The 12113-nt window shown below is 68.1% G+C and carries 9 protein-coding genes and 1 pseudogene; 7 read left to right on the top strand and 3 right to left on the bottom strand.

Going from position 1 to position 12113, the window contains the following annotated elements; genetic code table 11:
* Positions 1–106: 106 nt before the first annotated feature.
* From ABZS71_RS28030 to ABZS71_RS28010, 5 genes and pseudogenes are all read left to right on the top strand, one after another.
* Entirely contained in the window at positions 107–1153 is a 1047-nt protein-coding gene (locus ABZS71_RS28030) for an ATP-binding cassette domain-containing protein (RefSeq protein ID WP_356214541.1), read from the top strand.
* Between the two features lie 181 nt (positions 1154–1334).
* Complete coding sequence (locus ABZS71_RS28025; RefSeq protein ID WP_356214583.1) at positions 1335–2114, top strand: ABC transporter permease; 780 nt, start codon at positions 1335–1337, stop codon at positions 2112–2114.
* A gap of 719 nt (positions 2115–2833) precedes the next feature.
* Positions 2834–3373, top strand: a complete 540-nt coding sequence (locus ABZS71_RS28020) for a replication initiator (protein WP_356214539.1) — start codon at positions 2834–2836, stop codon at positions 3371–3373.
* Between the two features lie 273 nt (positions 3374–3646).
* The gene (locus ABZS71_RS28015) at positions 3647–5602 is read left to right on the top strand and encodes a recombinase family protein (RefSeq protein WP_356214537.1); all 1956 of its coding nucleotides are present in this window, start codon (positions 3647–3649) and stop codon (positions 5600–5602) included.
* Positions 5596–6137: pseudogene (locus ABZS71_RS28010) on the top strand (hypothetical protein). Before ABZS71_RS28015 ends, ABZS71_RS28010 begins: the two are co-directional and overlap by 7 nt.
* Before the next feature lie 58 nt (positions 6138–6195).
* Here ABZS71_RS28010 and greA read toward each other — a convergent pair.
* Positions 6196–6693, bottom strand: a complete 498-nt coding sequence (greA, locus tag ABZS71_RS28005) for a transcription elongation factor GreA (protein WP_355852999.1) — start codon at positions 6691–6693, stop codon at positions 6196–6198.
* Positions 6694–6974: 281 nt separating this feature from the next.
* Positions 6975–7385, bottom strand: a complete 411-nt coding sequence (locus tag ABZS71_RS28000; protein WP_356214535.1) for a DUF4307 domain-containing protein — start codon at positions 7383–7385, stop codon at positions 6975–6977.
* A 95-nt stretch (positions 7386–7480) separates the two neighbouring features.
* On the opposite strand from ABZS71_RS28000, the gene mca reads away from it, so the two are divergent.
* Both mca and ABZS71_RS27990 read left to right on the top strand, forming a co-directional pair.
* A complete protein-coding gene (mca, locus tag ABZS71_RS27995) occupies positions 7481–8353 on the top strand; it encodes a mycothiol conjugate amidase Mca (RefSeq protein WP_356214533.1) in 873 nt (290 codons plus the stop codon).
* 7 nt (positions 8354–8360) lie between these two features.
* Entirely contained in the window at positions 8361–8612 is a 252-nt protein-coding gene (locus tag ABZS71_RS27990; protein ID WP_356214581.1) for a hypothetical protein, read from the top strand.
* A 125-nt stretch (positions 8613–8737) separates the two neighbouring features.
* Here ABZS71_RS27990 and ABZS71_RS27985 read toward each other — a convergent pair whose 3' ends face one another.
* A complete protein-coding gene (locus tag ABZS71_RS27985) occupies positions 8738–12025 on the bottom strand; it encodes a tetratricopeptide repeat protein (protein ID WP_356214530.1) in 3288 nt (1095 codons plus the stop codon).
* Positions 12026–12113: the final 88 nt, after the last annotated feature.

Raw genomic sequence — 12113 nt, 5'->3', positions numbered from 1 at the left:
ACGTATGCCTTGATTGAGCAGGTGTGTTCGCCGTGGCGGGAAACATTCGTCGCACATGGCGTCAACTGATCTCCGTGGAACTGACCCAACCCCTGGGAGTGCCAACATGCCAGGCGCTATTCATGCCGAGGGCCTGGTGAAAACCTTCGGCAAAGTAAGGGCTCTGGACGGCGTCGACCTCGACGTACCGGAAGGAACCGTCCTCGGACTGCTCGGCCCCAACGGCGCGGGCAAGACCACCGCGGTGCGCGTGCTGACCACGCTGCTGCGTCCGGACAGCGGGACGGCGGTGGTCGCGGGGGTGGATGTGCTGAAGCACCCCAACGAGGTCCGCCGTTCCATCGGGCTGTCCGGGCAGTTCGCCGCCGTCGACGAATATCTGACGGGGCGCGAGAACCTCCAGATGGTCGGCCAGCTCTACCAGATGGGCGCGCGCCAGTCGAAGGCTCGCGCCGCCGAGCTGCTGGAGCAGTTCAACCTCGCGGACGCGGCCGACCGGACCGCCAAGACGTACTCCGGCGGTATGCGGCGCCGGCTCGACCTCGCGGCCGCCCTGGTCGTCAGCCCGCCCGTGATGTTCATGGACGAGCCGACCACCGGTCTGGACCCGCGCAACCGGCAGGCGCTGTGGGAGGTCATCCAGGAGCTGGTGGCCGGCGGCACGACGCTGCTGCTGACCACCCAGTATCTGGAGGAGGCGGACCATCTGGCGCATGACATCTGCGTGATCGACCGCGGCCGGGTCATCGCGCGCGGCACCTCCGACCAGCTCAAGGCCCGTACGGGCGGGGAGCGCGTGGAGGTCGTGGTGCACGAGCGCGAGCACATCACGGTCGCCGAGCAGGTCCTGCGGGTGCTCGGCAAGGGCGAGACCACCGTCCAGGAGCACACCCGCAAGGTCACCGTGCCGGTCGTGGGCGGCGCCAAGCTGCTCGCCGAGGTCATCCGCGAGCTGGACACCCGCGGAGTCGAGATCGACGACATCGGGCTGCGCCGCCCGACCCTCGACGACGTGTTCATCTCGCTCACCGGCCATGGGGCCGGGGACGGCGGCGCCGCGACCGACGGCCAGGCAGGCGGCGGCGCGGACAAGGCCGCGGGCGACGGCAAGAGCGCGGGCGTGGGCGCGGGCGCGGACAAGGGAGACAAGTGATGGCCGTTGTCGAGGAGACCGGAGCCACCGTCGCGGCGGCCCCCCGGCCGGGCGGCGGACCGCTGCAGTCCAATCCTGTTCGCTCGTATCGGTCAGATTGCACCTCGCCGCGAATCCGAGACCGGCGGCCCAACGCGTTGAAGGAGCAGGTCAAGTGAGCGCCGTGAACGATTCCCTGGTCATGGCCCGCCGGAACTTGATTCGGATGACCAGGATTCCCGAAATGATTCTGTTTGGGCTCATCCAGCCCATCATGTTCGTGGTGCTGTTCACCTACGTGTTCGGCGGTTCGATGCAGATCGGCACCAGCACCGGTCTGGACGTCTACAAGAACTTCCTGATGGCGGGCATCTTCGCGCAGACCGTCACGTTCGCCACCGCCAGTTCCGGGGCCGGCATCGCCGACGACATGCACAAGGGGCTCATCGACCGGTTCCGCTCACTGCCCATGGCGCGCGGCGCGGTGCTGACCGGGCGGACCGTTGCGGATCTCGCGCAGACGGCCTTGACGCTACTCGTCCTCGCGATCGTCGCGTTGCTCGTGGGTTGGCGCCCCGGCTCCGTGGACCCGACCAACTTCGGGAAGATCTTGGGCGGCTTCGGCCTACTGCTTCTTCTGGGATACGCCTTCACATGGATCGGCGCGCTGATCGGTCTGTCCGTGCGCACCCCGGAGGCGGCTACATCCGGCGGACTGATCTGGCTCTTCCCGGTGACGTTCATCTCGAATGCCTTCGTGGACTCCAGCAAGATGACGCCCTGGCTGCGCCACATCGCCGAGTGGAACCCGTTCAGCGCGACCGTGCAGGCGTGCCGCAAGCTCTTCGGTGACCCCGGCCTGTCCCCGTCCGATGCCTGGCCCATGCAGCATCCGGTGTGGGCGTCGCTGATCTACTCGGTCCTGATCATCGTCGCCTTCCGCACGCTCGCGGTTCGCAAGTACCGCCGGACGGCCAGTTGATATTTCCGTTTTCCCAGATTCGGGGAGTTTGGTGAACTGTTCTGAGGCCGCTCGTGCCGGCGGGCGACCTCAGAAGGGCGTGCCGGGGTGAAGAGGTAGAAGCCACCTCCGATCCGCTCTGAGGAGAGGTGGACGCTCAGCCTCTTCGATGCCCTACCATCTGAGACAAAGAAACCGAACATATCGCCAGTACGAAACCTTTCGAGTGCCCATCATCAGCAAGTTTCTTGACTGGTTCAGATGATGCACTTCAGCCGCACTTGCGCGAATATCGGCAATCTGAAGATCCAGCTCTCTCATTCGCTCCCGGAGGGCCTCCAATTCCTCTTGATTTACATCCGCGAGGCGCGTACGGGTAACTGCCAGCTCCTGCCTAGCCTCGCTTCGCTTCTGCTCCGTCTCCTGATCGACTGCCGCCTTTTGAGCCTCAATTGACTCAAATCGCGATTGGAACATGATCTCAGTCTCTGCTTCTTCGTCTGCAGACAGGCGCACAGGGCATGAAGATTGCGACGTGTTCCGAATCTAGGTCATTTGGCTCCACCGCTGCGCCAGCGGTGGAGAGGTTCGAATCGAGTTTTGGAATGTCGTCAAAGTGCTTTTCGCGCAGCACTCTCAGCTGGCTCATAGAAGTGTTGACTACAGGGTCAGGATGGCGCAATAGACCCGGAAAGTGCGCCGAGCGGCGGGTCCTGGTCCGAACGCCCTACAGCCGGGCCGTGGGCGAGTGGGTTTTGCGCTGGGGCGCCCAGGTCGACGCCCGACCGCTCGGCACCAACGGCGCCGGACCCGACGATGACGCCGTTGCGGCGTACGTGGCGAAGTACGTCACGAACGGCGCCAGCGAAACCGGAGCCGGCATCGACCACAGAGTCACCACCTGGGACGGCATCGAGTCCGCACCCGTCAACGAACATGTCCGCACCCTCATGCGCACCTGCTGGCGCCTCAGCGGCCTACCCGAGTACGCGCCCCTCCGTCTCCGGGCCTGGGCTCACACTCTCGGCTACCGGGGCCACATCCTCACCAAATCCCGCGCCTACTCCACCACCTACGCGGCCTTGCGCACCGACCGCGCTGCCCACCGAAAGGACGGCGCGGAGCCGGGAGAGGGGACAGTCACAGAGGCCACCTGGCGTTATGCCGGCTCCGGTCACACCCCTGGTGCTGCCCAATTCGCTGCGGGAAGCGCAGAAGACCTTTCCCGAAACAGGGAGTTCGCCCATGAAGCAATGAACGAACAGGGGCGGTGCGAATGAGCTGCCCGAAGAAGTAACGGCCGCAGCCTGGCGAAGTGGTGTCTCGTTGGCGTGCTGTTGAGTGGGGAGATCGCGAAGAGCAGCGTCTGGCTGATCTTTTATTCGGTCGGCTACCCAACAGGAATAGGCAGGGCGGCAGTTTTCGGAAAAGACCTGCGGATTAGCAGGTGTACCGGCTATCCTGACGGGACATCACATGGAGGTCCCAGAGGGCGGCAACCCCCTGGGACCAGGCCAGTCATGGACCGGCCTGCCAGTCACGAAGGGACTGACATGGGGAAGGGTACCGTCATGCGCGGGCGCCGGACTGTTCGGGGCGTGGTTCGCGTAGCCGTCTACCTTCGCGTATCTACCGCGAAGCAGGTCGAGGGATACGGCCTCGATACTCAGGAAAAGCAGTGCAAGGCATGGCTGGACTACAAGCTAGGCCCTGGAAAGTACAAGATTCACAAGGTCTACGTCGATGGTGGAGGGTCCGGGAAGAACGACTCGCGACCTGACCTCGACGAGATGACCGGAGCAATTGAAAAGGGTCTCATCGACCTCGTTGTCTTCGGCAAGCTGGACCGCATCGGACGGGCCATGGAGGACATCCACCTTTGGGTGTTCAACGCCACCAAGCACCACAAGATCAGGGTTGCTACGGCGGATGGCCGTCTGGACAGTGACGACGAACTCTTCGGCATCATGATGAGCCTGCTGTCGTACATGGCGGAGCTGGAACACACCCTGATCCTTGAGCGAACCATGGGCGGTCGGGAGGAGAAGTTGGCTGCCGGCGGTTGGCCTCTTGGCCAGCCTCCGTACGGGGTGACTCTCGGCGGCAAGGGAAGGAAGGCGACTCCCGTCCTCTGTGAGGATGAGGTGCGCGTGATCAACATCGCCACGAATCTGGTCGTAGACCTCGGCTACTCACGCAACGAGGCTGCCGAGCACCTGAACACCCTTGGCATCCGCACCCGTAAGGGCCTGCCGTGGACCGGGTCGAACCTGGCCAGGCGGCTCAACTCCACTGCGCTTGACGGATATGTGGAGTTCCGCATTGAGCGCACGGCCGAGGATGACGAAGAGGAGGCCTTTGAGGTCTTCCGGATCGAGGTTCCCCGTCCGATCAGTGATCCGAAGCGCGTGGAAGCTCTGCGCAAGGCTCTCAACAGGCGGTCGTTCACGAAGAAGAACCTCAATCACTACCTGTTCACCGGTCGTCTGTACGCCCTGTGCGGCGGTCACTACACAGGTGGGAAGTCCGGCGAATCGCCCATCGGTTACTACCGCTGCATGGGCAAGCGGCTGGGACTGAACTGCGAGTGCGCGGAACTGCCCGCACCCGATGTGGAAAAGACCGTCTGGGCTGAGATCGAGGCTCTGCTCTCGGAGGTGGACAAGTTCAGGGCGCTCGCTGCCAGGTGGTTGGGAGCGATCCCGGCCCGAAGTGAGACCTATCGGGAGCGTCTCGCCGAGCTGGACGCGCAGATCGAGAAGAAGAAGGCCAGCCGCAAGGGGCAGCTCCTCCAGAGGCTCACCCAGCTCTTTGAGGACGAGTTGGGTGAGGGCGCCGGCGACGGCATCGACGAGGAGACGATCAGAGAGGTGAAACAAGCCCTCCAAGCGAAGGAAGAGGAGCTGACCACCGAGCGCGAGCGGGTGGCTCGTTGGCTTCGAGACGCCGAAGATCAGCAGCAGCGAGCAGACGAGATCGTTGCCCTTGTGGAGGGGCAGGCGACCGAGATGGACTCCTTCACTCCTGTGCAGCGTCGTGACCTGCTTGAGCTGTTGGACATCCGCGTGCAGGTGGTCGGCAAGGGGCAGCAGCACCGGAAGGGCATCGCCGAACCCCTCACGGAATGGCACAGGGAGACAGGCACGCTTGTGCCTCTCAAGATCAGCAATGAGGAGTGGGAGACAGTCGATGCCATGCTTCCCGGCCCTCGCCAGAACTGGACGCCGAAGCGTGAGATGTTCGAGGCGATCTTGTGGAAGCTACGGACCGCTGCCCCGTGGAGCGAGGTGACGGTCTCTGGGAACTCCTGGAGTGCCGTGAGGCGGCGCGCAGAGGTCTGGCGGACCTCGGGTGCATGGGCGGCCGTCATGGAGGCTCTGACAGGCTCCGGTGGGGTCCCGGTGCCGCCGCTTCTGATCCTGCCTCCCATGGAGGTCACAGGCAGCATTGATCCCAAGTTCGCGGCGCTGGAGCTGGAGACTCTGGATGCCTGCGACGGGAGATGGTGATTTTCGGCCTGATCCAGCCGATCATGTTCGTGGTGCTGTTCAGCTATGTCTTCGGCGGCGCGATCATGGTCCCGGGGCAGGCCAGCGCCGACGCGACCGTATATCGCGAGTTCCTGATGGGCGGGATCTTCGCGCAGACCGTCACCTTCGCCACGGCGGGCGCGGGCGCGGGGATCGCCGACGATATGCACAAGGGGCTGATCGACCGCTTCCGCTCGCTGCCGATGGCGCGCGGCGCGGTGCTCACGGGCCGTACGCTCGCGGATCTGGTGCAGACGGCGCTGACGCTGGTCGTGCTGGCGATCGTCGCGGTCATCGTCGGCTGGCGCATCCACGACGGCATCCTGAAGGCGCTCGGCGCCTTCGCGCTGCTGCTTCTGCTCGGCTACGGCAGCTGTTCGGCAATCCGGAGGGCGTGGTCTCGGACGCCTGGCCGATGCAGCACCCCGTGCCGGCGTCGATCCTCTGGTCGCTGCTGATCATCCTGGTCTTCCGGACGCTGTCGGTCCGTAAGTACCGCTCGGCGACCGCCTGAGAAGTCTCAGAAGACCGATAGAGCCCCGGCCGTCCGGCCGGGGCTCTTCCGTGGGCGCTCAGCCCTGGTAGGGCTTGGCCTCCAGGATCCGCACCGAGGCGGTGCGGCCATTGGGCAGCTCGTACTCGGCGTCCTGGCCGACCTTCTTGCCGTTCACACCCGAGCCCAGCGGGGACTGGGGCGAGAAGGTCTCGATGTCCGAGCTCGCGTACTCACGCGAGGCGAGCAGGAAAGTGAGGGTGTCGTCCGGGTCGCCGTCGAAGGCGATCGTGACGACCATGCCGGGGGCGACCACGCCGGTGTCCGCGGGTGCCTCGCCGACCTTCGCGTGCTCCAGGAGCTGCGTCAGCTGACGCACTCGGAGCTCCTGCTTGCCCTGCTCCTCCTTGGCGGCGTGGTAACCCCCGTTCTCCCGGAGGTCACCCTCCTCCCGGGCAGCCTCGATCTTCTTCGCGATCTCGATACGTGCGGGACCCGACAGGTACTCCAGCTCGGCCTTGAGCTGGTCGTACGCCTCCTGGGTCAGCCAGGTGACGTTCTCGCTGGTCTGGGTCACAGGTGCTCCTCGTCGGTGCTGGGAATACAAATGAACGCCCTACTCAGAAGGGTGCGCCTTCAAAGCCGGGCGAAACCACGAGCCTAACAATTCCGGCAAGAAACGGGGAGGAGGGAACTGGGCGCAATGTGGAGGAAACCCGTCGGCGCTGGTCAGCTCGTCCCTCGCTGACCGACACGTCCGGTTCGACTACCGGACGTCCCGCGCTCGGCCGCCGCACTGGGGCTCAGCCGCCGGATGCCTGGGGCTCAGCCGCCGGACACCTCGGTCGCCGGGGCCGCTCAGCCCCCCGACGCGGACTCGCAGCCGATCAGCTCCGCACTGGTCGCGCGGGCCGTGGTACGCACGGTGACCACCTTGACCACGTCGTCCTGACGCCGGCCGAAGGTGAAGTCCTTCCGCCCGACCTCGGTGTGGTACTTGTCCAGGGTACGCACGGTGCAGACGCCGGTGGTGTCCTTGTCCTTGGTGACCTCCAGCCGGACCTCGACGGCGTCGTCCGCGACCACCTTGAAACCGGTCATCCGGCCGCTGACGTCCTGACCGGTGATGTATGCGTACCCGAACCAGGAGATCAGGGCGACCAGCCCGGCCCCCAGCACCGCACCGACGATCCGCAGCGTGCGGTTGGCGCGCTCGTCGGCGGACCGGCCGTAGCGCCCGTCGGGCAGGCCCTCGCGCACCGCCGCCATGATCGTTCCTCCTGCTTGGGGGACACCGGAATTATTCGACCCCGCTTTGGGTCACTATAGAAGCCGTCTTCCGCGACGAATACTGAGGATCCAACTTGACTGAGCAGCTGCGTTTGATGGCCGTGCACGCGCATCCGGATGACGAGTCGAGCAAGGGCGCGGCCACCATGGCCAAGTACGTATCCGAGGGGGTGGACGTGCTGGTCGCGACCTGCACAGGCGGTGAGCGCGGCTCCATCCTCAACCCGAAGCTCCAGGGTGATCCCTATATCGAGGAGCACATTCACGAGGTCCGCGCCAAGGAGATGGACGAGGCGCGCGAGATCCTCGGCGTGAAGCAGGAGTGGCTGGGCTTCGTGGACTCCGGGCTGCCCGAGGGCGACCCGCTGCCCCCGCTGCCCGAGGGGTGCTTCGCACTGCACGACGTGGACGAGGCCGCGGGCCGGCTGGTGAAGCTGATCCGCTCGTTCAAGCCGCAGGTGATCACGACCTATGACGAGAACGGCGGCTATCCGCACCCCGACCACATCATGACCCACAAGATCACGATAGTGGCGTTCGATGCGGCCGGCGACCCCGAGAAGTACCCCGAGGCCGGGGAGGTCTGGCAGCCGCAGAAGCTCTACTACAACCAGGGCTTCAACCGGCCGCGCACCGTCGCCCTGCACGAGGCGCTGCTGTCGCGCGGCATCGAGTCGCCCTACGGGGAGTGGCTGGAGCGCTGGAAGGAGTTCGCACGGGCCGAGCGCACCCTGACCACCTATGTGCCGTGCGCCGACTTCTTCGAGATCCGCGACAAGGCGCTGATCGCGCACCGTACGCAGATCGACCCCGACGGCGGCTGGTTCCGGGTGCCGATGGACATCCAGAAGGAGGTCTGGCCCACGGAGGAGTACGAGCTCGCCAAGTCGCTTGTGGACACCTCCCTCCCCGAGGACGACCTCTTCGCGGGCATCCGCAACAATTGACGTCATGATGAGCGTGACAAGCACCCTCGCCCTGACGCATCTCGTTCCGCTCGCCAAGGACCTGGACGAGAACAAGGTGACCCCGGGCACCCTCGGCTTCATTGTCTTCGCGGTGATCGGCGGCGTGGTGTGGCTGCTGATGAAGTCCATGACCAAGCACATGAAGAAGGTGGACTTCGAGGAGGCGCCGGAGCCCGGTAACGCCCCGGCCACCGCCTCCGCCGCTGCCGACGGCACCAAGGGCGAGCGCACCGCCTGACCCCGCCCGGGCCGCCCGGTCCGGACGGGCCGCCCGGTCCGGACGGGGCGCGCGGTCCGGATGGGCCGCCCGGGCCGGATGGGCCGCCCGAGCCGGATGGGCCGCCCGGTCCGCACGGGGTGGCATCACGCGCGGGTCCCGCCTGGCAGCACGGCCATGACCTCGCGGGAGTGGCGGCTCGGCACCATGCCGAGCTGCCATGCCTGCCACCCCGTCTCCGGCTCGACCCCGCGCTCCAGCACCAGCGCGAACGCCTCCGCGCACCCCTCCAGCCGGGAATCGCCCCCCGCGCCCTCCTCCCGCAGCTCCCGCAGCAGCTCCGCCAGCTCCTCCTGGGCCACCGCCGTGCCGATGACCGAGCCGCCCGCGGAGGCGAACGGCAGCAGGGTGCAGCGCAGGAACCGGGCCCAGGACCGGCCGCGCCGGTCCCCATAGCCCGCGAACAGACCGGCCGCCTCGTCCACCAGCTCCAGCGCCTGCGTGGCCTTGCCGTTGCCCGCGTCGATCACCGCCAGCTCGACGCATGACCACGCCTCGCCATGGGCCACCCCCACCCGCCGGAAGTCCTGCCGGGCATCCTGCAGCAGCTGCCGCGCGAAGCCGCTGTTGCGCAGCGAGCCCGTCTGCGCCGCCCGCAGATCACGGGTGACCCGCGCCGAGTGATGCCGGGCACACGCCAGCCCGTACACATCCCGCATCCGGTTGAACATTGCGCGGGCCCGCTCCAGCTCGCGCACCGCCGAATCGTGGTCGCCGCGCTCCTCCAGCGCCTGGCCCAGGTAGTACAGCGTCCACGCCTCGCCGCGTGCGTCGTCGTTGTCCCGGTGCCGGGAGAGGGCCTGGCGCAGCTGGTCGACGGCGGCCGACGGCTCCCCGTCCACCAGCCGGGCCCGGGCCAGCTGGGTCAGCGCCCATGCCTCGCCGCGCTGGTCGTGGGTGCTGCTGTACGCGTCCAGCGCGTCCCGCAGCTCGGCCTCGGCGCGCTCCACATCGCCCATCCGCAGACACGCCTGGCCGAGCTGGAAGTGCGCCCAGGCCTGGCCGTGCAGGCTCTCGCTCTCCTCGTGCAGCTCCAGGGCCTCGTGCAGCAGCTCCAGCGCCTCGGCGAGCCCGCCGCGGTCCCGCTCCACGGCGGCCAGCGCGTGCATCGTCCAGCCCCGGTCCCCGCGCAGCTCCTCGGACGCCTGCAGCGACAGCGCCTCACGCAGCTTCGCCGCCGCCTCCGCCAGATTGCCCTGGTGGTGCAGGGTGATGCCCAGACTGCACAGCGCACGGGCCGCGCCCGCCTCGTGCTGTGCCTCGAAATACAGATCCACCACCGAGGACAGCGTCGTCCGTGCCTGGTCCAGCTTGCCGAGCTGCCGCGCCGCGATACCGGTGCGCCACTGCACCGACCGCACCAGCAGCCCCTGGTCGACCGCCTGGGTCAGCTCGCTGATCTCGCCCAGTCGGTAGAGATCGCCGCGCAGCAGGCAGTAGTCGCACAGCGCGCCCAGCAGATGCAGCACCGCGGACTGGTCCACGCCCTCCGCATGGCGCAGCGCCGCCGTGATGAAGCTCGACTCGTCATCCAGCCAGCGCAGCGCCGCGTCCAGCGAGGTGAAGCCATGGCCGCCGGCCGTGCCCTTGACGAAGATGTCGGCGCGGGTGGACGTCTTGCCGTCGACCAGCCGGATCACCGAGTCCGCGAGCTCGGCATAGCTGCGGATCAGCCGCTCCTGCGCGGCCGTGCGCTGCTCCGGCTGCTCCTCGTCCAGCAGCCGGGCCTGGGCGAAGGAGCGCACCAGATCGTGCAGCCGGTAGCGGCTGCCGCGCACATGCTCGATCAGCCCGGCCCGGCCGAGCGCGGCCAGATGGCGGGCCGCCTCCTGCTCCTCGGTCGCCAGCAGGGCGGCGGCCGCCGCCGTGCCGAGGCTGGCCCGCCCGGCCAGCGCCAGCCGGCGCAGCAGCCGCCGGGCGCCGTCCTGCTGGTCGGTGTAGCGCAGCCACAGGGTGCGCTCGACCGGGCCCACCGGTCCGTACGCCTCCAGCTCGGCGACGAGGGTGCCGGGGGTGCGCGGGCCGAGCGAGGAGCCCGCGATCCGCAGCGCCAGCGGCAGCCGCCCGCACAGCTCCGCGATCCGTTCCACCGACTGCCCGTCGTACGGGCCCGCCCCGCTCGGCTCCTCGGCGGAGGCCCGCAGCAGCTCCTCGGCGCCCGGCTCGTCCAGCGGGCCCACCTCCAGCCGGTGCACCCAGGCGGCCAGATCCGCCGGCAGGGTCAGCGGGGTCCGCGAGGTGACCAGGACCAGGCTGTCGGACCGCTCGGGGATCAGCGTGCGCACCTGCGCGGCGTCGCTGGCGTCGTCGAGCACGATCGTCACCGGCAGCCCGGTCAGATGCTGGTGATAGAGCTCGGTGAGCCGCTTGAGGTGCTGGTCCTGTGTGGACTGCTCCCTGAAGAGCAGCTGGTCGCGGGGTGCGCCGAGCCGGTTCAGCAGATGCAGCAGCGCGTCGCGGGTCGGCAGCGGGGCCTGCTCGGCGCTGTCGCCGCGCAGATCCACCAGACACGCGCCCCGGAACTGATCGCGCAGATGGTGCGCCGCCCGCACGGCCAGCATGGTCCGGCCCGAACCCGGCGGGCCCTCCAGCAGCACCACCGTCGGCTTGGTCTCGGTGCTCGCCCGCGCCTGCCGCACCCACTGGGCGATCTGCGTCATCTGCGCCCGGCGCCCGGCGAACGGGCCGTCCGCCTCGGGAAGCTGGCCGAAGGACTGCTCCAGCACCGTGCGTCTGCGGGCCGCCTGGCTGCGGTCCGCGCCGCGCAGCCGCGGCGCCTGCCCGGTGGCGGAGGCGGAGCGCTTCGCCGAGCCGCCGCCCTGGCGGGTGGCGGCCGTCGTCATCCGGTGCTGGTCGACGAACGGCCGGATGCCCCGCACCTCCACCGCCGTCAGCCACTGCAGCCTGAGCTGCTCGGCGCCGCCGGGCTGATTGCGCAGCGCGGCCTGGCGGTGGGCCGCCGGCCAGTGCCCGGCGGTGAGCTTGATGACCGCGGCGGCCGATCCGGCCACCGCGGCGGTCACCCCCGCGCCCAGCGCCGTGCCCGCCGAGGTGCCGAAGGTGAGATCCGCGCCGAAGGCCGCCGCCGCGGCGACCGTCGCGGCCAGCGCCGGGGCGCCCAGCTGTCCGCGCGTCAGCCGCGCGGACAGCGGCCTGCTCCCCGCCTCCGCCTCATCCAGCGCGCGCACATACGCGCCGTACTCCTCGACCGCTGTCGCCGCCATCTCCTCCAGGGCGCCCCGCGCCCGGCTGAGCAGCACCCCGCCGTCCGTGCGGCCGCCCGAGCGGCGCACCTCCTCCTCGACGGCGCGCGACAGCAGCCGCTCGATCTCCGTCCGGTGGCTGTCCCGCAGCACCGCCAGTGAGCCCGGCATGTGATCCCCCTCCGCAAGATTCCTTCCAGTCTTCCGCTTCTGGCTCTTATCCGGCAGTCCTGTGGATAACTCCCTGTGGATAAATCGC

Origin of the sequence: Streptomyces sp. NPDC005393, from assembly GCF_040606675.1 — a bacterium.
In the GTDB taxonomy this organism is placed as follows: domain Bacteria; phylum Actinomycetota; class Actinomycetes; order Streptomycetales; family Streptomycetaceae; genus Streptomyces.
The sequence above is the reverse complement of the archived record's forward strand: the minus strand, read 5'-3'. Positions and strand labels throughout refer to the sequence as shown.